Origin of the sequence: Variovorax boronicumulans (genome assembly GCF_040544675.1) — a bacterium.
GTDB classification, from domain to species: Bacteria; Pseudomonadota; Gammaproteobacteria; order Burkholderiales; family Burkholderiaceae_C; genus Variovorax; species Variovorax boronicumulans_D.
The window spans coordinates 200,610-220,357 of record NZ_JBEPKK010000001.1; the positions used below are offsets into that span (position 1 = coordinate 200,610).

Annotated in this window: 20 protein-coding genes; 5 read left to right on the plus strand and 15 right to left on the minus strand. The window is 67.3% G+C overall.

The window, feature by feature from the left end; translation table 11 throughout:
• Window positions 1-19 precede the first annotated feature (19 nt).
• Complete coding sequence (locus tag ABIC90_RS00905; RefSeq protein WP_354352159.1) at window positions 20-892, minus strand: hypothetical protein; 873 nt, start codon at window positions 890-892, stop codon at window positions 20-22.
• Between the two features lie 157 nt (window positions 893-1,049).
• On the opposite strand from ABIC90_RS00905, the gene ABIC90_RS00910 reads away from it, so the two are divergent.
• Window positions 1,050-1,877, plus strand: coding sequence for an undecaprenyl-diphosphate phosphatase (locus tag ABIC90_RS00910; RefSeq protein WP_354352160.1), 828 nt, complete (start codon window positions 1,050-1,052; stop codon window positions 1,875-1,877).
• An 11-nt stretch (window positions 1,878-1,888) separates the two neighbouring features.
• Here the strand turns inward: ABIC90_RS00910 and ABIC90_RS00915 are convergent, their stop codons facing one another.
• The 5 genes from ABIC90_RS00915 to ABIC90_RS00935 all read right to left on the minus strand — a co-directional run bounded on the left by ABIC90_RS00915 (window position 1,889) and on the right by ABIC90_RS00935 (window position 7,266).
• On the minus strand, window positions 1,889-3,814 hold the full coding sequence (locus tag ABIC90_RS00915; protein WP_354352161.1) for a sensor histidine kinase: 1,926 nt from the start codon (window positions 3,812-3,814) through the stop codon (window positions 1,889-1,891).
• A gap of 7 nt (window positions 3,815-3,821) precedes the next feature.
• On the minus strand, window positions 3,822-4,529 hold the full coding sequence (locus ABIC90_RS00920) for a response regulator transcription factor (RefSeq protein WP_354352162.1): 708 nt from the start codon (window positions 4,527-4,529) through the stop codon (window positions 3,822-3,824).
• Between the two features lie 141 nt (window positions 4,530-4,670).
• A complete protein-coding gene (locus ABIC90_RS00925; protein WP_354352163.1) occupies window positions 4,671-5,477 on the minus strand; it encodes an SDR family NAD(P)-dependent oxidoreductase in 807 nt (268 codons plus the stop codon).
• Window positions 5,478-5,575: 98 nt separating this feature from the next.
• Entirely contained in the window at window positions 5,576-5,956 is a 381-nt protein-coding gene (locus ABIC90_RS00930) for a YciI family protein (RefSeq protein ID WP_354352164.1), read from the minus strand.
• Window positions 5,957-5,991: 35 nt separating this feature from the next.
• Complete coding sequence (locus tag ABIC90_RS00935) at window positions 5,992-7,266, minus strand: RNA polymerase sigma factor (protein ID WP_354352165.1); 1,275 nt, start codon at window positions 7,264-7,266, stop codon at window positions 5,992-5,994.
• A 104-nt stretch (window positions 7,267-7,370) separates the two neighbouring features.
• Here ABIC90_RS00935 and ABIC90_RS00940 point away from each other — a divergent pair, with 104 nt between their 5' ends.
• Complete coding sequence (locus tag ABIC90_RS00940; protein WP_354352166.1) at window positions 7,371-7,898, plus strand: MOSC domain-containing protein; 528 nt, start codon at window positions 7,371-7,373, stop codon at window positions 7,896-7,898.
• Here the strand turns inward: ABIC90_RS00940 and ABIC90_RS00945 are convergent.
• From ABIC90_RS00945 to ABIC90_RS00965, 5 genes are all read right to left on the minus strand, one after another.
• Entirely contained in the window at window positions 7,881-8,693 is an 813-nt protein-coding gene (locus ABIC90_RS00945) for an alpha/beta hydrolase (protein ID WP_354352167.1), read from the minus strand. The genes ABIC90_RS00940 and ABIC90_RS00945 overlap by 18 nt on opposite strands.
• 93 nt (window positions 8,694-8,786) lie before the next feature.
• Complete coding sequence (locus ABIC90_RS00950) at window positions 8,787-9,626, minus strand: proteasome-type protease (protein ID WP_307657573.1); 840 nt, start codon at window positions 9,624-9,626, stop codon at window positions 8,787-8,789.
• 28 nt (window positions 9,627-9,654) lie between these two features.
• Complete coding sequence (gene mutS / locus ABIC90_RS00955; RefSeq protein WP_436318154.1) at window positions 9,655-12,312, minus strand: DNA mismatch repair protein MutS; 2,658 nt, start codon at window positions 12,310-12,312, stop codon at window positions 9,655-9,657.
• Between the two features lie 28 nt (window positions 12,313-12,340).
• A complete protein-coding gene (locus ABIC90_RS00960) occupies window positions 12,341-12,673 on the minus strand; it encodes a helix-turn-helix domain-containing protein (RefSeq protein ID WP_354352168.1) in 333 nt (110 codons plus the stop codon).
• Window positions 12,670-13,011 (minus strand): type II toxin-antitoxin system RelE/ParE family toxin, encoded by a 342-nt coding sequence (locus tag ABIC90_RS00965; protein ID WP_354352169.1) that lies wholly within the window; start codon window positions 13,009-13,011, stop codon window positions 12,670-12,672. Before ABIC90_RS00965 ends, ABIC90_RS00960 begins: the two co-directional genes overlap by 4 nt.
• A 199-nt stretch (window positions 13,012-13,210) precedes the next feature.
• On the opposite strand from ABIC90_RS00965, the gene ABIC90_RS00970 reads away from it, so the two are divergent.
• Entirely contained in the window at window positions 13,211-13,831 is a 621-nt protein-coding gene (locus ABIC90_RS00970) for a hypothetical protein (protein ID WP_354352170.1), read from the plus strand.
• A 16-nt stretch (window positions 13,832-13,847) separates the two neighbouring features.
• A complete protein-coding gene (gene corA / locus ABIC90_RS00975) occupies window positions 13,848-14,825 on the plus strand; it encodes a magnesium/cobalt transporter CorA (RefSeq protein ID WP_354352171.1) in 978 nt (325 codons plus the stop codon).
• A 142-nt stretch (window positions 14,826-14,967) separates the two neighbouring features.
• Here the strand turns inward: corA and ABIC90_RS00980 are convergent, their stop codons facing one another.
• Together ABIC90_RS00980 and ABIC90_RS00985 are read right to left on the minus strand one after the other, a co-directional pair.
• Window positions 14,968-15,804: a siderophore-interacting protein gene (locus ABIC90_RS00980; RefSeq protein WP_354352172.1), complete on the minus strand. Its 837-nt coding sequence runs from the start codon at window positions 15,802-15,804 to the stop codon at window positions 14,968-14,970.
• A 15-nt stretch (window positions 15,805-15,819) separates the two neighbouring features.
• Entirely contained in the window at window positions 15,820-16,449 is a 630-nt protein-coding gene (locus ABIC90_RS00985; protein ID WP_354352173.1) for a PadR family transcriptional regulator, read from the minus strand.
• A 286-nt stretch (window positions 16,450-16,735) separates the two neighbouring features.
• Between ABIC90_RS00985 and ABIC90_RS00990 the strand changes: the two genes are divergently transcribed.
• Window positions 16,736-17,473, plus strand: a complete 738-nt coding sequence (locus ABIC90_RS00990; protein ID WP_354352174.1) for a hypothetical protein — start codon at window positions 16,736-16,738, stop codon at window positions 17,471-17,473.
• Window positions 17,474-17,591: 118 nt separating this feature from the next.
• Here ABIC90_RS00990 and ABIC90_RS00995 read toward each other — a convergent pair whose 3' ends face one another.
• Both ABIC90_RS00995 and ABIC90_RS01000 read right to left on the minus strand, forming a co-directional pair.
• Entirely contained in the window at window positions 17,592-18,461 is an 870-nt protein-coding gene (locus ABIC90_RS00995) for a nucleotidyl transferase AbiEii/AbiGii toxin family protein (protein ID WP_354352175.1), read from the minus strand.
• Window positions 18,449-19,537, minus strand: coding sequence for a hypothetical protein (locus ABIC90_RS01000; RefSeq protein ID WP_354352176.1), 1,089 nt, complete (start codon window positions 19,535-19,537; stop codon window positions 18,449-18,451). Before ABIC90_RS01000 ends, ABIC90_RS00995 begins: the two co-directional genes overlap by 13 nt.
• Window positions 19,538-19,748: the final 211 nt, after the last annotated feature.

Below are 19,748 nucleotides of genomic sequence, written 5' to 3' on the forward strand. Positions count from 1 at the left end.
GGTGCGCGCCCTGCGGCGCTCAGTGTGAGCCGCCGTAGCCGATGGCGTTGACCAGCGTGGTCATCGCGATCTGCGCCGCATCGCTGCGGCCCAGCATGCGGCGCACACCTGTTTCGCAATCGGTCGCTTCCAGGCCTTCGGACAGGCGGCGGTAGATGTCCGACGACGGCATCGTGGCTGCCGTGCCCAGCGCGTCGCAGTAGGTATCGTTCAGGAGGCCGGCGAGCTGCTCGCTCTGGTCGTTCGACAGCTTCATCGCATCGCCGCTGAACACGGCGGCGATGCAGTGCATCAGGTAGGCCTGCGTTTCCAGCGAAAAGCCCTGTTGCCGCACATAGGCCTCGACCGCCGTCCAGAACAGCGGATCGGAGGTGCGGCGCCAGCTCTCCAGCACCTTGCGGGCCTTGGCCACCAGGTCGGCATGTGCGTCGCCGGCTTCGCTGGGCCGCAGCGCCAGGCCCTGCAGCGTGAGCGCCGCCACCGGGCCGGCCGCGCCGAGGATGAAGCTCCAGAACTTCCAGCGCGCGTACCACTTCTTGTCGTGCGCGGGGTTCAGGGGCTCGAGCAGGCCCAGGTCGATGCGCTGGCAGGCGTCGGCCTGCGGGTCGGCTGCGCCGCCGCTGCCCAGGTCGAGGGAGCGGATCTCGGCTTCCATACGGTCGGCCGCGATGTTGCCCTGCGCGACGATGGCCGCGCTCGAGCCCGTGCGGTCGATCTCCACCAGGCGCTGCATCAGCAGCCGCAGTTCGCCGGCCGACGCGCCGGTGGCCTCGGCCACGCGGCGCATGGATTCGCACTGCTCCTGCTCGATGGCCAGTGGATTCTTGCGGCGGTCCTGGCCGAGATCGTCGGCGGTCGATGCGTGCCCCTGTGCAGGGGGGAACGTTGGCATGGCAGGACTCCTTGGGGCGCATGAACAGTCAGCGTGCAATATGTGTCGATGCGTTCGCGCTGACCATCCCTAAAACTAGGTATTCGGTACTCCAGAGTCCCTGAACCCGGGCTGACCGGTGCCCTCGCCATAATTGACCTTCTTTGAAGGAGCACGCGTGGATATTGTTTTGCTGGTCAAGGCCGCCGTCATGGGCATCGTGGAGGGGTTGACCGAGTTCCTGCCGATCTCTTCGACAGGCCATCTGATTCTTGCGGGGTCGCTGCTCGGCGGCTTCGGCGACAACCGGGGCAAGGTGTTCGAAATCGCCATCCAGACCGGCGCGATCTTCGCGGTGATCCTGGTGTACTGGCAAAAGATCAAGTCCACCGTCGTGGCGCTGCCGCGGCAACCCAAGGCGCAGCGCCTGGCGCTGAACATCCTGATCGGCTTCCTGCCCGCGGTGGTGCTGGGCCTCTTGTTCGGCAAGGTCATCAAGGCGCACCTGTTCATTCCGACCGTGGTGGCCAGCACCTTCATCATCGGCGGCTTCATCATCCTGTGGGCCGAGAAACGGCCCCCCGGTTCAGTGCGCGTCGAGCATGTGGACGACCTCACGCACTGGGACGCGCTCAAGGTCGGCCTGGTGCAATGCTTCGCGATGATCCCGGGCACCAGCCGCAGCGGCTCGACCATCATCGGCGGCATGCTGCTGGGGCTCTCGCGCCAGGCGGCGACCGATTTTTCTTTCTTCCTGGCCATTCCCACGCTGATCGGCGCCGGGGTGTACAGCGTCTACAAGGAGCGCGCGCTGCTGTCGGCGGCCGACATTCCGCTGTTCGCCGTGGGCCTGGTCTTCTCGTTCATCAGCGCGTGGCTGTGCGTGCGCTGGCTGCTGAAGTTCATCAGCACCCACAACTTCATTCCCTTCGCCTGGTACCGCATCGCCTTCGGCATCGTGGTGCTGGTGACGGCGTGGACCGGCGCGGTGGTCTGGGCGGAATGACGGCGCGCCGCTCAGGCGGCTGAGCCCGCGCCGGGGAGCGGCATCTGAAGCGTCAGTTGCGTTTCGCCGGGCCGTGACTGCAACTGCAGCTCGGCCCCCAGCCGACGCGCCCGCGCCCGCAGGCTGCGCAAGCCGGCGCCCGCGCCCGGGTCGTCGCTGTCCACCACGAAGCCGCGGCCATCGTCGCGCACGCTGAGCTTCAGTTGGGCGTCATCGCGCACCACAGCCACGTCGACGCGCCGGCCCGCGCTGTGCTTGAGCGCATTCGTCAGCGCCTCCTGCAGAAAGCGCAGCAGCTCCAGGCTCTGCGAGGGCGCCAGCTCCAGCGTCTCGATGTTCGACACCTGCCAGCGGCAGTCGATGCCGTTCGCGTCGAGCAACTGCGAGGTGCGGTGCCGAAGCGGCGCGAGCAGTTCGCCGAACGCGCGCGGGCCGTCGTGCCGGCCCGTGGCCTCGATGATCAGCCGCAGGTCGTCGCGCAGGCTCTTGAGCATCGCGAGCAGTTCGGGCGCCGAGAGCGTGCCGGGCGCGCGCTCCAGTGTGGCGATGCTGCCCACCAGCATGCCGCCCAAGCCGTCGTGCAGGTCGCTCGCAAGGTTCACGCGCTCGCCGATGCGCGCATGCGCGAGCTCCAGCGCATGCTGCTGCGCGAGCGTGGCGGCCAGTTCGGCCTTGGCGGCGTTCACTTCGCCGATGAGCTCGGCGTTGAAGTTCTCGATGCGCTTCAAGCTCTGTACGAAGCGCGCGGCCAGGGTCAAGGCCATGCCCAGCAGCAGCAGGTACGACGAGATGGTCGTGTAGTAGACGTTGCTGTCGATCACCTGCGTGAACACCAGCAGATCGTGCGCGCCCGCAGCCGCCGACACCGCCATGAAAGGCGCGAGCGAGCGCATCGGGCTCGTGCGATGGCGCACGGCATGCGCGATCGCCGCGCCGTTCACCGCAAGGATGGTGAGGCCGCCCACCAGCGTCCAGATGGCGCGATGCACCGGCAGCGACGCGCCGCCGGCAAGCCAGAGGTCCAGCACGCCGGCCAGCGCCACCGCCAGGGCCGCGGCCTCCAGCCTGGGCATGCGGCGCGCGCAGAAGCGCAGCGCAAAGACCACGTACGACACGCAGAAGACCAGAAACAGCGAGGTATTGAGCGCCTGCCAGCCGTGGTTGCTCGCAAAGGGCCAGGGGCTGGTCGCGATCTGGTTGTAGCCGAACAGCAGCCACAGCACCGACATCGCCGCGAACCAGCCGTAGGCGGTCTCGCGCCGGCGCAGCACCCACAGCGCGGCGAAGAAGGCCGACACCGCCGCGCTCACCGCAAGGCCCAGCACCTGCAGGTCGCGGCGCACCAGGTGCTCCTGCGCGTATCCGGCCTGCATGGCCGCGGGAGTGCCCAGGCTCACCGGCCCCAGACCCGCCTGGTAGGCGAACAGGCCCGACACGCGCACCAGCAGCGTGTTGGTGGCGCCCGGCCGGAGCAGCGGCGGCGCCAGCAGCCAGTAGCGCGGCACGTTCCAGGCGCGGGTCAGCGGCTCGACCAGGCTGCGGTCGCGCGAGATCGCCGTGCCGTTGAGCGACACCTCGCCGGCCATGTTGAGGTAGTGCAGCAGCAGGCCGGCCTCCTGCACCTCCCGCGGCTGCTGCCAGGTGAGCCGGTACCAGACCACGCCGTCGAACGCGGGCCAGCGTTCGGCCCAGGTGTCGGGCAGCGCGGCGGGCACCCAGCCGTCGGTCGGCGGGGCGGTCTCGTTCCAGCCGGTGCCGCGCACCGCTTCGACGTGCAACGGGGGCGCAAAGGGCTGCTGCGCCAGTGCGGGACTGGCCAGAAGGAGGAGGGTGACAAAAAAGGCCAAGGCGCCCATGGTCGCAACCCGCCATGCGCGTGCGCCGGCCGGCGTCCGATGTGCGTGCTGTGGCATTCCGCTGGCGACGAAGCGGGACATGCGCTGCTCAGGGCAGCAACCCGTGCTTTCGTCCCTGATAAACCGCCTCGGTGCGCGAGGTGACGGCCAGCTTGCGGTAGATGTTCTTGGTGTGACACTCCACCGTCAGCCTGGAGATCGACAGCGAATCGGCCATGTCGCGGTTGCTCAGCCCCTGCGCGACCAGCTCCAGGATCTTGCGTTCGCGGGGCGTGAGCGCCACGGGCGGCGGCGCCAGCGCATCGGCAGCCAGCACCGCAGGCAATGAAGGCTGCTGCGCCGCGAGCCATCCGAGGATGCGGCGCGCGATGGCCGGATCGATGGGCGCGCCGCCCTGCTCGATACTGCGCAACGCGATGCTCAGCTCCAGATCGTCGCGCTCCTTCAGCAAATAGCCGATGGCGCCGGCACGCAGCGCCGCGAAGATCACTTCTTCGGTCCGCCAAGCCGAGATCACCACCGCGGGCACCTGCCGGTGGTGCGTGCGCATCCAGTCGATCAGCTCCACGCCGCTGCCGTCCGGCAGCCCGATGTCCACCAGGGCCACGCCGAAATACCGTGCGTCCAGCAGCGCCTTGGCCGCGGCCACGCTGTCGGCCCAGGCAATCTGCGGCTCGTCGCATCCCAGGGTGGACAACACATAGCCCAGCCGCTCGCGCATGGCCGGGTCGTCTTCGACCACCAGGGCGGGACTCAACGAGACGGCTTCGACGTCTTCGATCTGTGAATGGGGCATGCGGCCGGAATTCTGATTCGGTGGAGGGCGCAGTGGGACGTTTTTTCTTATAAGAAAGAACGCGATTGTTACCGAATATTGTTTTTTGTATCACCGAGTCGCCCAATTGCCGTCAGGGGGATTGGTGGACGTGCGGGGCGCTCAGTCCAGCGTCACACCGCCGCTCAGGTTGAGCACCGCACCGGTCATTGCGCTGGCGTGCGCCGAGGCCGCGAACACCGCCGCGCCCGCCAACTGGTCCAGCGATGGCAGCCGCTTCACCAGCAACCCGGCCGGCTTTGCCGCGAGCATCTCCTCGACCGTCATTCCCATGCTTTCGGCCACCGGGCGAAACACCTCGCGGCTGTGCGAGCCCGCCGCGGCGGCTTCGGGAATGGCGTGCGAGCGGATGCACATGCTGCGGATGTTGAAGGCCGCCAGCTCGCCCGCCATGTGGTGCGTGAGCGCCTCCACGCCCGCGCAGGCCACGGCGTGCCCGAGGTAGCCCGGCCCCGTCATCCGGGAGGCTGGCGTGGACACTGAAATGATCACGCCGCCGCCGGCCTTCGCCATGTGCGGCGCAACCGCCCTGGCGGTGAGGAAGTTGCTGCGCGTGTAGGTCTGTACCGGAAGAAAGTAGTCCGCCAGCGAAAGCGCCGACAGCGGCACGCCCTGCACATGCAGCACGCCCACGGCGTTGAAGGCGATGTCGATGCCGCCTGCCCGCCCGGCCACGTCGGCGGCGTGGCGCAGCATGGCTTCTTCGTCCAGCGCGTCCACCACCGCCACCTCGGCAGAGCCGCCGCCCGCGGCGATGGCCTGTGCCACCGCAGCGAGCCGGGCGCGGGTGCGGCCGGCAAGAAACACCTTCGCGCCCGCGGCCGCAAAAGCCCGTGCCACCGCGCCACCGATGGCGCCGCCGGCACCGTGAACGACCGCGCGCTTGTCCTGCAATGGATTCGATGACATGAACTGCTCCTTGGTTTTCGCCCGGCGACATGCAGGGCGTTCGAACCAAGGACGGCGCGCGGCCGCGCCACCCGACAGCGTCGCCGCTTTTTTTTCGCTCAGACCTGCGGGATGCGCGCCGCGATCGTGCCCGGGTCGTACCAGGTGATCGGCCGGATCTCGAAGGTGGCGCCCTCGAAGTCGAGCCGGCGGGCGGCGTCGTGCGCTTGTGCGAGCGTGTCGCAGTCGACGATGTAGATGCCCATCAGCTGCTCCTTGGTTTCGGCGAACGGGCCATCGGTGACCAGCGGATGGGCGTCGCGCGGGCGGCGCACCGTGGTGGCGGTGCCGGGCATCAGGCGCAGCACCGTGCCCAGCCGGCCCTGGGCCTGCAGGTCGTCGCGCAGGTCGGCATGCCGCTCGAGCATTTCGTCGAGCACGCCCGGGTCCCAGGCGGCGACGGCGGATTCACTGCCGTAGATGAGGATGGAATAGAGCATCGGTGGTGTCCTTCGGTGGTGATGGCGTCAGGAATTCAGGGCGCCAGGGAAGATGCAGCGGGCGCGGCCAGCCGGTCGATCAGGCCGCGGATGTGCGCCGCCTCGGCGGCGGTGCGGGCGAGGGCGAGGGCTTGCGAGAAGGCGGCGTGCGCCTCTTCCGTGCGCCCCAACTGCATCAGCAGCCCGCCCTTGAGGCCATGGAAATGGAAGTAGGCCGACAGCGGCCCGGCCAGCGGCCCGATCATCGAAAGCCCCGCCGCCGGCCCGCGCAGCCTGGCCACCGCCACCGCGCGGTTGAGCGTGACCACCGGCGTGGGCTGCAGCACTTCGAGCACCGCATAGAGCCGGTCGATCTCGGCCCAGTCGGTGTCCGCCGCGTGCGCTGCCTGCGCGTGCATGGCCGCAATGGCGGCCTGCAGTTGATAAGGCCCCGGCTGCCCGCGCCGCAGCGCGGCCTCGACCAGCGCGAGACCTTCGTCGATCAGCGTGCGCTGCCAGCGGCTGCGGTCCTGGTCTTCGAGCAGCACCACCATGCCCTCTGCATCGAGCCGGGCGCCGGCGCGGGCATGCTGCAGCAGGAGCAGGGCGCTCAGGCCCATCAGCTCGGGATCGTCGGGAAACAGCTCGCGCAGCAGGCGCGCCAGGCGTATGGCTTCCTCGCACAGCGGGGCGCGCACATGCTCGGTGCCGCCGCTGGCCGCATAGCCTTCGTTGAACAGCAGGTAGACGGTGGTGCGCACCGCGGCCAGCCGCTCGCCGCGCTCTTGCGCGCCGGGCGCATCGAAGGCAATGCCGGCCGAGGCAACGCGTTTCTTGGCGCGTGTGATGCGCTGCTCCATCGCGCTCTCGCCCACCAGGAAGGCCCGCGCGATCTCCTGCACCGAAAGCCCGGAGACGATGCGCAGCGCCAGCGCGATCTGCTGCGTCAGCGGCAGCGCCGGATGGCAGCAGATGAACAGCAGGCGCAGCACGTCGTCGCGGTAGTGCGCATGGTCGAGCTGCTCGATGAGGCGGGCTTCGGCATCGTCGACATCACTTGAACCGCCGATGCCGGCTTCGTCTTCGGGCAGCGCGTCGTACCGGTTGCGGCGGCGCACTTCGTCCAGCGCGGCGTTGCGGCCGACGAAGATCAACCAGGCCAGCGCGTCGCGCGGCGGGCCGCCGCCCGGCCAGTGCTGCAGGGCGCGCAGGCTGGCTTCCTGAAAGGCCTCCTCGGCCGTGTCGAGGTCGCGAAAGTAGCGCAGCAGCGCCGCCACCGCGCGCGGGCGCGAGGCGGTGAGCGTGGTGGCGATCCAGGACATGTCGGTCATGTGCGGCGGGTTCCGTCTTTCGTGGTGGCCCCAACCAAGGACGAACGAGTATCCGCCTGGCCGACAACGGGGTGCAAAAAAAAGTCCCAAGCACAATCCCCCGCATGCCCGATCTCCACGAACTGACCCGCCAATTCGCCCGGCCCGGCCGCCTCGACGCCATCTTGCTGCGCCCCGCGCGGCGCGCGCCCGTGCTGTCGGTGAAAGACGCAGTCGCCGTGCAGGGGCGCGGGCTCGAAGGCGACCGCAGCAGCAGCGCCGCGCGCCCGGGCGGCAAGCGGCAGGTTTCGCTGATCCAGCAGGAGCACCTGCCCGTGATCGCCGCGCTCACCGGCCGTGCGCAGGTGGAGGCCGAAGGGCTGCGCCGCAACCTCGTCGTTTCGGGCCTGAACCTGCTGGCGGCGCGTGCGCTGTTTCGCGACCAGCCGCTGGTGCTGGCCATCGGGGCCGAGGTGCTGCTCGAAATCAGCGGCCCTTGCGAGCCCTGCTCGCGCATGGAGGAACTGCTGGGCCCCGGCGGCTACAACGCCATGCGCGGCCATGGCGGCGTGACGGCGCGGGTGCTTCGGGGTGGTTGGCTGCGGGTCGGCGACGGCATCGCGTGCCGCCCAGCCTCACAGGAAGTTGCGTAGCGCCGCTTCGACAGCCGCCGCCGTGGCCAGCGGCTTTTCCATCGGAAAGAGATGCGTGCCGTCGAGCATCGCGATGCGGCCCTTGGTCACCTGCTCGGTCATCGCCATGCCCACGCGCTTCATCTCGGCCGACTGCCGGCCGCCGATGAACGCCGCCTTGCACTTGAGCGGGTGCTTGCGCAGCAGCGCGGCCAGGTTGTGGGGCAGGGTGTTGTAGATCGCGGTTTCCACGTCGCGGTCGAAGCTCAGTTCGCGGCTGTCCTCGCCCGCGGCGATGCCGTCGAAGGTGCCGTGGTCGATGTAGTCGTGCAGCACCTGCTCGTCCCACTTCGCAAAGGCCTTCTTGCTGCGGAAGTGCTCGAACACCGCCTCGCGGTGTGCCCAGCTGTTCTTGCGCTTGCGGCTGATAGCGCCCGGCGAAATGCTCTTCATGAGCGGCGTGCGCTTGACCACGTTGAGCGTGTTCGCGCGCCAGCCGCCGAGGATCGGCGAATCGATCAGCACCACGCCGCGTGCCAGCGCCGGGTGCAGGGCGGCGCACATCAGGCTCAAAAATCCGCCCAGCGAATGGCCGACCAGGAACACCGGCCCGCCCGCGCGGTCGGCATGCACCTGGGCAAAGTCGGCCAGCTGCTGCACCAGGTGCGGCCAGTTGTCGGTGACGGGGTACTTCGGGTCGTGCCCGAATTTCTCGATGGCATCGACCTCGAAGCCGCGGTTGCGCAGGCTGTCGAGAACGACGCGGTAGGTGCTCGCCGGAAAGCTGTTGCCGTGCGAGAAGACGATGGGCGGCATCAAGGCCGCCGCCGGGCCGCCCCAAGGCGGCCGAGCCTCCCCCTCGGGGGGTGGAGAAGCACACGCAGTGGCAAGCCGGGGGGCATCATCTTTTCAGATGAGCTTTTCGTCGGGCGTGGAAATTTTGCGCAGCGCGCTGTGCCGCGTGGCCGGCATTTTCAGCGGATGCTCGGTGGCCGAGTCGTCCCACACCGGGTCTTCGATGCTGTCGAACACCTCGCGCAGCTTCTGGCCCCAGCTGTTGTGCATCATGCGGTAGTAGGGGTTGTCGGCGTCGATGCAGATCACGCGGTCGGTCTCGAGCTTGTTGGCTTCGTACACCACGAGGTCGAGCGGCAGGCCCACCGACAGGTTCGACTTCATCGTCGAGTCCATCGACACCAGCGCGCACTTGGCCGCTTCGTCCAGCGGGGTTTCGGGCGTGAGCACCCGGTCGAGCACCGGCTTGCCGTACTTCGATTCGCCCACCTGGAAGTAAGGCGTTTCGGTGGTCGCCTCGATGAAGTTGCCCGCGGCGTAGACAAGGAATAGGCGCATGCCCTCGCCCTTGACCTGCCCGCCGAAGATGAAGGACACGTTGAAGTCCAGCCCCGCGTGCTTCAGCGCCTCGGCGTCGCGGTCGTACACATGGCGCACCGCCGAGCCCAGCACGCGGGCGGCGTCGAACATGCTCTTGGCGTTCCAGATGGTGATCGGGTCGCCCTGCGAGCCGTCTTCACGGGTTTCGCGCAGCTCCTCGATCTGCAGGATTTCGCGCACCGACTGCGAAATACTCAGGTTGCCCGAGGACAGCAGCACCATCACGCGGTCGCCCGGCTGCTCGTACACGATCATCTTGCGGAAGGTGCTGATGTGGTCCACGCCCGCATTCGTGCGCGAGTCGGAGAGAAACACCAGGCCGGCGTTGAGTTTGATGCCTACGCAATAAGTCATGAGTTCGTCTCGCATGAATCAGGCCCGCTCAGGCGGTGCTGCGTTCACGCGTGTTCAGTTTCTGGAGGGCATAGAGCGCGTCGAGGGCCTCGCGCGGGCTCATGGTGTCGGGGTCTAGCGCGGCCAGGGCGGATTCTACGGCGCTGCTCAGCGGCGTCTCGGCCACCGGAGGAGGGGCGAACAGGTCCACCTGTGCGCGCGTTTGCGCATGCTGCGATTCGAGGGCTTCCAGCGCCTGGCGCGCATGGTTGACCACCGCCGCCGGCATGCCCGCGAGCCGCGCCACCTGGATGCCGTAGCTCTTGCTGGCCGGGCCCGGCTGCATTTCGTGCAGGAACACGATGTCGCGGCCCGCCTCGGTGGCGCTCACGTGCATGTTCACCGCGCCATGGTGCGTGGCCGGAAACTCGGTCAGCTCGAAGTAGTGGGTGGCAAACAGCGTGAAGGCCTTGCTGCGGTCGTGCAGCTGCGCCGCGATGCCGGCGGCCAGCGCCAGGCCGTCGAAGGTGCTGGTGCCGCGGCCGATTTCGTCCATCAGCACCAGCGATTGCGCCGTGGCGCTGTGCAGGATCTGCGCGGCCTCGGTCATCTCGAGCATGAAGGTCGACTGCGCATTCGCCAGGTCGTCCGCCGCGCCGATGCGGGTGTGGATCGCGTCGATGGGCCCGAGCCTGCAGGCGGCCGCCGGCACGTGCGAGCCGATGGAAGCCAGCAGCACGATGATCGCCACCTGCCGCATGTAGGTCGATTTACCGCCCATGTTCGGGCCTGTGATGACCTGCATGCGCTGCTGCGGGCCGAGTTGCGTGTCGTTGGCGATGAAGCCGCCCGACGACTTCTCCGCCAGCCGCGCCTCGACCACCGGATGACGTCCCTGCTGGATTTCGATGCAAGGGTGCGACACGAAGGTCGGCGCGCGCCAATGCAGCGTGTGCGAGCGCTCGGCCAGCGCGCACAGCGCATCGAGCGTCGCGATGCCGCCGGCCAGCTGCGTGAGCGCGGGCACCGAGGGCTGCAGCGCATCGAGCAGTTGTTCGTAGAGCCACTTCTCTCGGGCGAGTGCGCGGTCTTGCGCGCTCAGTGCCTTGTCTTCGAAAGCCTTGAGTTCGGGCGTGATGAAGCGCTCGGCATTCTTCAGCGTCTGGCGGCGGCGGTAGTTGTCGGGTACCTTGGAGAGCGCGCTTTGCGTCACCTCGATGTAGAAGCCGTGCACCCGGTTGAACTGCACCCGCAGGTTGCTGATGCCGGTGCGCTCGCGCTCGCTGATTTCGAGCTTCAGCAGAAAGTCGTCGCAGTTCTCGCTGATGGCGCGCAGCTCGTCGAGCTCGGCGTCGTGGCCGGTGGCGATCACGCCGCCGTCGCGCACCAGCGCCGACGGGTCGGGCTTGATCGCGCTCGTGAGCAGGTCGGCGCAGCCCGGCGGCGGCGCGAGCCGTTCGGCGATGCGGGCCAGCAGCGGGGCGGATGCCGGAAGAATCGGTGCCAGTTGCTCGGCCTTGTCGAGCGCAAGGCGCAGCGCCAGCAGTTCGCGCGGGCGCACCTGGCGCAGTGCGATGCGGGCCGCGATGCGTTCCACGTCGCTCGTGTTCTTCAGCTGCTCACGCAGCGTGCGCCACGGCGCGGCCGTGCCGCCCAGCACCGTGGACTGCAGCGCGCCGATGGCTTCGAGCCGCGATTGCGCCTCGCTGCGGTCGCGGCGCGGCGAGAGCAGCCAGCGCTTGACGAGGCGGCTGCCCATGCCCGTCATGCAGGTGTCGAGCAGCGAGAACATCGTGGGTGCGTCTTCGCCGCGAAGCGTCTGCACCAGTTCGAGGTTGCGCCGCGTGGTGGGCGGCAGCTCGATCAGGTCGCCGTCGCGCTCGACCGACAGGCGCTGCACGTGCGAGAGCGCACGGCCCTGCGTGTGCTCGGCATAGCCCAGCAGCGCGGCCGCTGCAGCGTGTGCGTTGGTGAGCGATTCGGCGTTCCAGGCGGCCAGGCTGTTGCTGCCCATCTGCTCGCTGAGCTTGCGCTCGCCCAGGCCGCCGTCGAACTGCCATGCGGGGCGAATCGACAGCGTGAACGGCGTGGCCGCACGCGCGGCCTTCAGGCGCTGCTCGAACGCGGGCGTCACTTCGGCGCTGTAGAGCAGTTCGCTGGGCGCGATGCGCGCGATCCAGGTTTCGAGCGCATCGGCCGGGCACTCGGCCAGTCGCAGTTCGGCGCCCGTCACGCTCAGCCACGCGAGCCCGCAGAAATTGCGCGTGCCTGCATGCACCGCGAGCAGCAGCGATTCGCTCTTGTCGCTCAGCAGTTCGGAGTCGGTCAGCGTGCCGGGCGTGACCACCCGCATCACCTTGCGCTCCACCGGCCCCTTGCTCGCGCCGACTTCGCCCACCTGCTCGCAGATGGCGACCGATTCGCCCAGCTTGATGAGCCGCGCGAGGTAGGTATCGACCGCATGAAAGGGCACACCGCACATCACCACGGGCTGCCCGGCCGACTGGCCGCGCTGGGTGAGGGTGATGTCGAGCAGGCGCGCTGCCTTTTCGGCATCGGCCCAGAACAGCTCGTAGAAATCGCCCATCCGGTAGAAGAGCAGGGTGTCCGGATGGTCCGCCTTCAGGCCTAAATACTGCGCCATCATCGGCGTGTGCCCGGAGAAGTCGCTGGTCGAGGGGGTGGGGGTGGCAGGCGTTGTTTTCACTCGGGGGATTATCGGGGACGGGCAGGACTCAGCCGACAACCAGCTTCACCGGCTTGCCGATCCGGCTGAGCATTTCAACCAGCGTGTCGATGGTGAACTTGGCTGTCTTCCTGTTCACCACGTCGGACACCCGAGGGCGGGACACCATCAGGATTTCAGCCGCTTCGGCCTGCTTCAGGTGATGCTCCGCGATCCAGGCCGACAACGCTTCCGTGAGTTGCTGTTTCAGCAGCCGCGTGTCGTTGATCTCTTTTTGCGACGCCGCCTGCAAGCGTTTGGCCTCGGCGGGCGGAAAGCCCAGTTCGAGGAAGAGATTGGCGCCCGGCTTGGTGACGTGGCGGATGGCGGTGTCGGTCTTCATGGTCGATTCTTTCGTTCCTCGATCGTGGCGCGATAGCGCGCCTCGGCGATGGCCTTGTCCTGCCGGCTGGTCGCCTGTGTTTTCTTCTGGAAGCAATGCAGGACGTAGATCGCTTCGTCGAATCTGGCAACGTACATCACGCGATAGATGCCGCTCGTATCTCTGAGCCTGATTTCCTGCGTGCCCGGTCCCACATCGTTGAATGGCTTCCAGTCCGTTGGGTCCAGTCCTGCTTGCACTTTCCCCAATTCGAAACCGGCCGCACGGCGCGGTTCCATGGGAAAGGCCAGCAGATCCATATACGAAGACCCTACCCACCGGATTTCCTTCTCATCCATCGACACGCCATTTTGTATAAGATTTTATACGCGAAACCAAATGCGACCTGCGCGCAATGGCTCCCCCCTTTTTTTGATTTCGCATTGTCGACAAGGCCCGAATGGGTTCGCCCAGCTGAGTGCCGTCTCGATCCCGATGACCCACACCCCCCGCTCTAAAATCCCCCGGCGCAAACCCCGCGTGAAAACCAAGGCGCCCATGGCCCCCCCGGAAGAAATCAAAGGCCCTGAAGCGAACGCGCTCCCGGACTCCGCCACCTTGCCCGCGGAGCTCGCAGCCCTCTACCTCTGCATATCGCCGGCCCAACTCGCGGACCTGCGCAAGTCGAAGCGTCCCGAGGGCCGCACGGGCAGCAACAGCAACCCGTCCGTCATCCGGCCCGTCGAGGGCGGCGCGGCCGGCCCCAAGGACCCGGTGCTCTACCAGCTGGGCACCCTGCGCGAGTACGCAAAAGCACACCCCGGCCCCTCCGCCTTCGACACCGCGCTCAACAGCGGCCTGCTGGGTTGGGTGTCCGCAAAGCTGCCGTTCTTTGCCGAGCGCGAACCCCGCATCAAGCGCGGCAAGCGGGTGCTCATCGGCGGCGCGTGGGACCGGGCCGACCCGCTGCGCGAACAGCGCTTCATCGCGCTGGCCAAGGGCCGCATCCGATTCACATCGCTCACCTGCGCCGAAGCCGCCGTGAGCCTGTGGGCCAATGTGGCAAGCCACGCTGCGTTCGCTGAAAAAGGCCTTGCGCTCTTGCGCAGCGAAACGCAGGCCATCGAGTCCTCGCTGGCCGCCACCGCCCAGCTGGCACAGACCCATCCCCAAGACTGAACCCGGACGAACTCCCATGCTGATCAACTGCGTGGCCTACGAAAACGGCGCCAAGCTCGCCGACATTGCCGTCGAGGACATCAGCGAGTACATCACCCGCCCGGGTTGCTTCGTCTGGGTCGCGATGAGCGACCCCGCACCCGAAGAGCTGGCCGAGATGCAGGCCGAGTTCAACCTGCACCCGCTGGCTGTCGAAGACGCCCACCACGGCCATCAGCGGCCCAAGGTCGAGGAATACGGCGACTCGCTCTTCGTGGTCATGCACCTGGTGGAGCCCTCGCCCGAAGGCGAGCACTGCACCAACGTGGGCGAGGTCGACATCTTTGTGGGCCGCAACTACGTGCTGTCGGTGCGCAACCGCAGCCAGCAGGGATTTTTGGGCGTGCGCGAGCGCTGCGAGCGCGAGCCCGATCTGCTGCGCAACGGCGCTGGCTTTGTGCTGTATGCGCTGATGGACGCGGTGGTCGACCGCTACTTTCCCGTGATCGACGCGCTCGAAGTGGAGCTGGAAGCCATCGAGCAGCAGATCTTTGCCCAGAGCGGCGCGGCGCGCGACAAGATCAAGCAGCTGTACGACCTGAAGCGCCGCAGCATGATCCTGAAGCGCGCGGTGGCGCCGCTGGTCGAGGCGGCGAGCAGGCTGTACGGCGGGCGCGTGCCGCATGTGTGCATGGGGTCGCAGGAGTACTTTCGCGACGTGGGCGACCACCTGGGCCGCATCAACGGCTCGATCGACGCGATGCGCGACACCATCGGCACGGCGATTTCGGTGAACCTGTCGATGGTCACCATCGAAGAGAGCGAAGTCACCAAGCGCCTGGCGGCCTGGGCCAGCATCTTCGCGGTGTGCACCGCGTTCGCAGGCATCTGGGGCATGAACTTCGAGCACATGCCGGAGCTGAAATTCAGGTACGGGTATGCGGTGGCGCTGGGGCTGATCGTGACGACTTGCAGCTACCTGTACTACAGGTTCAGGCGCGCCGGCTGGCTGTGAGTTGGTCTTTCTCCCTCCCCTCCCGGGGGAGGGTTGGGGTGGGGGGCTCGCGGCGTGTCTATCACCGCAGGCTTTCAAAGGCCGCTTGCCCCCATCCCAGCCTTCCCCCGGGAGGGGAAGGAGCAAGAAAAAACCGAAGCGCTTACTCGTCGTGCGAATCGTGCGTGGCCGCAGTGCCGCGCCGCCAATAGCCTGACGCCCGTATCCACTTCGGATTCGCGCCGCGCTCGCCCACCAGATGCGCGCGCAGGGCCTTGGCGATCGCCGACTCGCACCCCACCCATGCATGGAAGTCACCCGCCGGCAGCGTCAGTGCGCGCAGCGCATCGACCAGCACCGGGCTCACCCCCGGCTCGGCCCCGCGCCGATGCACCCACTGCAGCGTGAGCTCGGCCTGCGTCTCGAACGGAATCTGATCGGCTTCGCCATCGACCTCCGCCAGCACCACCACCCGCGCACCGGCCGGCAGCTCGGCCAGGCGGCGTGCAATGGCCGGCAACGCCGTGTCGTCGCCGATCAGCAGATGCCAGTCGAACGCGGTCGGCACGATGAACGAGCCGCGCGGCCCGCCCACGCCCAGCGTGTCGCCGGGCTTGGCCTGCTCGGCCCATTGGGTGGCGGGGCCGGCGTCGTGCAGGGCGAAGTCGATCTCCAGCGTGTTGGCTTGCGCGTCGTGCCGGCGCGGCGTGTAGTCGCGCATCGTCGGGCGGCCGCTCGCGGGCCAGACGGGGCCGTCGGGCCCGGCGGTCGGCAGCGTGAGCTTGCCGGTGGCCGCATCGGGAAAAAAGATCTTCGCGTGGTCGTCGAAGCCCGGGCTCGTGAACCCCGCCAGGTCGTCGCCCGTGAGCACGATGCGGATGAGGTGCGGCGTGACACGCTGCACCGTCTTCACCGTCAGCTGGCGAAAGCGAAGCTCGTGGCGCACGCGGCGCGGCGTACGGTCGGGGATGTTGGAAGTGGTGGTTGTGAAGTCGGTCATGTCAAAAGAAGAAGTTCAGATGCGCTCTAGCTGTTGAGCGGCGCTGTCGAGCACCGCGGCGAATTCGTGGGCTTGTTGTTCGGTGAGGGGCGTGCCCGTCAGGCGCATGCGCATGGCGAGCTTCAGGTTTTCGATGGCGCGCGTGACCTGCGGCGGGCGTCCGCCGCGCGGGCCTGCGCCGTCCACGCCGCCCGTCATGCGGGCCATCATGGCGTCGGCCGTTTCTCGGTTGGCGGCCAGAAACTCCTGCCCGCTCGCGGTGATGCTGTAGCGCTTGCGGCCGCCGTTGTCGGCCACTTCCACGCTCAGGTAGCCCAGCTCTTCGAGCAAGGTGAGCGTGGGGTACACCACGCCGGGGCTGGGCGCGTAGCTGCCGCCCAGGCGGTCTTCGATCGCCTTGATGAGTTCGTAGCCGTGCGAAGGCTTGTCGGCGATGAGCTGCAGCAGCACAAAGCGCAGGCCGCCATGGCCGAAGACGCGTCCGCCACCGCGACCGCCTCGGCCGCCGTGCATGCGGTCTTCGCCCAAATCGCCGCCGCCGCCGCCGCCATGGCGGCCCCGGCCTCCGGACAACCCGTCGTCGTGCTCGCCGCGCGCGGCACGGCAGTGGTGGTGGTGATGGCGGTCAGCGTGCAGATGCTTCATGGTGGCGTCCTTGAAAGTGCGTATCGGAGTTAATTCTAGATATATCTAAATTGAGTCGAAGATGTATTTTTTGAAGACCACGGCGAGTGCATGGACAACCGGTCTTCGCTTCCGCTGCGGCCTGCACCTACAGCCCAAGCCGCAAACCCCGACAACACCTCCGCCTGCGCTGCTGCAGCATCGACACGTCGGCAAATCGGCTGTTTTGAACCCGTTCGCGTTGTCCGCGTCCAAGACGGCCTATGGCGGGAGACATTCATCGACCGCCACACCCACCACACCGCCCATGCCAAATCCAAAACCGCGTGAGGACTCGTGCCCGCCCCAGGCCGCCGAGCCGCAGTTGCCCGCGCCCGGCCTGGACAAGCTCATCGATGCCGCCATGCACGACGTACGCAACTCGCTCTCGGCCATCCGGCTGGGCGTGGAACTGCTCCATCGGCGCGGCGACACGCAGGATCTGGGCGGCGTGCTCGCGCATGTGGACAGCGCCGCGCTGCGCGCCCACGAGCGGGCCGAAGAAGTGGCCGACCTGTCGCGGCTGGCGGCGGGCCGCGACATCGGCATTTCGGCAAGCCGCTTTTCGCTGCACGCCGTGGTCCGCCAGACCATCGACGCCGTGATGCCTTCGCGCGCGAACACCGTGTACGAGCACGACCGGCTGGGCGAGGGCGACTGCTTCGGCGATGCGGCGCGCATCGGGCAGTTCGTGGCGTTGAGCCTCGAGGAACTGGCCGACGCCGCGCCGGCGGCCTTGCTGATCGTGGTGTGCGAAGTGGCGGGCGAGCACTACCGCGTGGCCGTGCATGTGGACCCCAGGCAGCGCCACGATGTGCGCGAAGCACCTGACCTGCACGAAGAGCGAAAAAAGGCGACGCCGTCGCGCGTCCGCCGGCAAGTGCTGCTGCACGGCATCGCGCGTGCGCACCAAGGACAGGTGCGATTCGACCTGGAGCGGCCCGGCTGCAGCCCGTCCATCGAAGGCCGCTTCATGAGTGTTCGGCCCGGTCCGCGCGCGCTTTGATTGCGTGGTTCGACGGCGCGTTCGATTGCGCTACTTCGCTCGGCCAGCTACGGCCGTAGCCGCTTTCACGCACTGAGCAGCAGATCGTCTTCCTGCAGCAATGGTTCGTCTTCAACGCTCACTGCCTCACCCCCAACGCCCGCAACCAAGCATCGACCTGCCCGAACGCATCCTGCTGCCACTGATCCGGGCTTCGATTGCCGAGCACTTGGGTCTCCTCGACAAACTGCCGCACGCACGTCGGTCCGAAGCCGTCCGGCGTGTCGAACTTCTGTGCAATGAAGCCGAACCCGGCCGCTCCGCTCGCATGCTCCAGCAGCGGGCGGCACGCTTCGGCCAGGGCCTCGGTGCCGCCGACGTAGTTGCGAACGCAGTAGTAGATGTCGTAGGCGTCCTTCTGTTTGTACCGCCCGTTGACTGCGTAGCCCTTCATTGCGAGCAGGGCAGGTATGGAGCAGACCGCGATTTCGACGCGGTTGGTGCCACCGTCGGGCATCGGCCCGCTGATCGCCACCATTTGGTAGAAGCGCGTGGCCAGGTCAGCGCCGTCGGCTTTCTGCACCGCAAAGTTGCTGATCAAGGGCGGGTCGTTCTTGACGATGCTGGCGTCCCTTGGCATCAGGAAATCGACGACGACCTTGATCGGGCCGCCGCCGTCTCTCGTTGCAACCTCGCGCACCAGTTGAAACCGGCGCAGGCCTGCGCCCTGGTGGTATCCGTGCCCAAGCAGCGCCTCGATGAGCAGGGCGTATTCGCCGTCACCCAAGGCCTTGTCGTCCAGGCCCACATCCACGTCGATCGTGCCGACGTGGGGCATGTCGCTGTTTTCCAGCAGGAGCCACGGAACAGCGCCGCCGATGATGGCGAATTTGCCTTTGAAGCTGCCGAGGATCTGGCCCATTTCAATCAGCACGGCCTTCACGGCAGCAGTGGTGCGATCGTCGTAGTCGGCGGCGGACTGCGCCTCGCCCGGTGTCATTTCAGCCATTGGAGTGCCTCTTGCCGCAGATGGTCGGCGGACTCGCGCCCGCGTTCGCCGGCGCTGGAAAGATCGAGATAGGTTTGAACCGCACCGGTGCAGAACGCACCGGGCGCTGGCTCCACCGCATCGAGGAACAGGCCAGGCTCTTTCAAGACGTTCACGACCACGTTTTCGCCCTTGAGCGCCGGGGACAGCTTGAGCGCCGACGCCAGCCGCTGCAGGCCCGGCTCGTCTGCATGGAAATACTGCGTTCCCGTTCTTCCGTACGGCGCAAGCCAGTGTGCCGCGGAGAACGAGGCAAAGACCGCCCGGCCCGCCTCGCCTTCGGCGCGCAGCACCTGCCGCGCCGCATCCTCGAATGCGCTGCCGTGCAGCGCCGTGTAGAACCCCTGGCGTTTGCCGGCAGGTGGCTCGTAGGCACCCCGCCAGTCATCGAGCAGGGCATCCGGCTCGGAGAGATACAAGCCTGCGTCGGACACGCTTGCCCATTCCCGGTCGAGGAGGCTGTTGCGCACGTTGCTGACGTGGCCCAGACTCACGTCGGCCGCCTCAGCCAGTTCAGTCACTCGCCATGCGCGGGCGGGGTCTCGGAGCATCACGCGCAGCACCTGGGCGGACTTGGGCTTGAACATGGACCGAAGCTCGCGCCGCTCGGTCACCGGTTTGCTCGCGACCTGGCGCTCGATGAAGATGCCGTCGAACACGATGCGCACATTGCCCTCCAGGTCCAGGAAGCTCACGTCCTGTTCCCTGCACAGGGCTTGCGCTTCGGGCGACAGGTACGGCGCGATGAGGACGGGTATTGCCGCCGGTGTTTGTGTGCGATGGGCCTGGGCGTTGCGCAGCTGAAGCAGGGTATTGCGAACGTGGCGTGGCTGTCCGCTGGCGTTCACCTCGCAGGCGAGGGTTTGCGGCTTGCCGCTCACCTTGAAGTGCACCGCTATGGCAACTTCATCGCGATGGACAAAGGGCTCGAATCGCATGTCCACGGCAGTGATGGCTGGCACTTGCTCAAGCACTGTGCGCAAAGCGGCCGCAGCTTCTTCCTCCCGAGTTTTCATCGCAATTGACGTTTTCAGCATTTGTTGAAGATAGTTCTTCTGGTGAAATTGTCAAGAATTTCATTGAAATAATCAGTTTCAACATTTGATGAAATGCCGGTTTTCAATGAAATTAGGCAATGCGGGCCAGTGAACCCACCCGCCTGATCTCACCTCTGCCTCCGCCCCGCCATACCGCCTTTGGCGGATGCGCTCCCCACCCCCGCCCTGCTAAAACCGCCGCACAAATCCG

Coding starts and splice junctions, on each gene's coding strand:
- ABIC90_RS00930 (WP_354352164.1), bottom strand. CDS start 5,956: ATGCTCTATTCCATCCTCATCTACGGCAGTGAATCCGCCGTCGCCGCC.
- ABIC90_RS00940 (WP_354352166.1), top strand. CDS start 7,371: ATGCCCGATCTCCACGAACTGACCCGCCAATTCGCCCGGCCCGGCCGC.
- ABIC90_RS00980 (WP_354352172.1), bottom strand. CDS start 15,804: ATGACCGACTTCACAACCACCACTTCCAACATCCCCGACCGTACGCCG.
- ABIC90_RS00920 (WP_354352162.1), bottom strand. CDS start 4,529: ATGCCCCATTCACAGATCGAAGACGTCGAAGCCGTCTCGTTGAGTCCC.
- ABIC90_RS01000 (WP_354352176.1), bottom strand. CDS start 19,537: ATGCTGAAAACGTCAATTGCGATGAAAACTCGGGAGGAAGAAGCTGCG.
- ABIC90_RS00925 (WP_354352163.1), bottom strand. CDS start 5,477: ATGTCATCGAATCCATTGCAGGACAAGCGCGCGGTCGTTCACGGTGCC.
- ABIC90_RS00915 (WP_354352161.1), bottom strand. CDS start 3,814: ATGTCCCGCTTCGTCGCCAGCGGAATGCCACAGCACGCACATCGGACG.
- ABIC90_RS00950 (WP_307657573.1), bottom strand. CDS start 9,626: ATGACTTATTGCGTAGGCATCAAACTCAACGCCGGCCTGGTGTTTCTC.
- ABIC90_RS00995 (WP_354352175.1), bottom strand. CDS start 18,461: ATGGCTGAAATGACACCGGGCGAGGCGCAGTCCGCCGCCGACTACGAC.
- ABIC90_RS00905 (WP_354352159.1), bottom strand. CDS start 892: ATGCCAACGTTCCCCCCTGCACAGGGGCACGCATCGACCGCCGACGAT.
- ABIC90_RS00935 (WP_354352165.1), bottom strand. CDS start 7,266: ATGACCGACATGTCCTGGATCGCCACCACGCTCACCGCCTCGCGCCCG.
- ABIC90_RS00970 (WP_354352170.1), top strand. CDS start 13,211: ATGGCCCCCCCGGAAGAAATCAAAGGCCCTGAAGCGAACGCGCTCCCG.
- ABIC90_RS00945 (WP_354352167.1), bottom strand. CDS start 8,693: ATGCCGCCCATCGTCTTCTCGCACGGCAACAGCTTTCCGGCGAGCACC.
- corA (WP_354352171.1), top strand. CDS start 13,848: ATGCTGATCAACTGCGTGGCCTACGAAAACGGCGCCAAGCTCGCCGAC.
- ABIC90_RS00985 (WP_354352173.1), bottom strand. CDS start 16,449: ATGAAGCATCTGCACGCTGACCGCCATCACCACCACCACTGCCGTGCC.
- ABIC90_RS00965 (WP_354352169.1), bottom strand. CDS start 13,011: ATGGATGAGAAGGAAATCCGGTGGGTAGGGTCTTCGTATATGGATCTG.
- ABIC90_RS00990 (WP_354352174.1), top strand. CDS start 16,736: ATGCCAAATCCAAAACCGCGTGAGGACTCGTGCCCGCCCCAGGCCGCC.
- ABIC90_RS00960 (WP_354352168.1), bottom strand. CDS start 12,673: ATGAAGACCGACACCGCCATCCGCCACGTCACCAAGCCGGGCGCCAAT.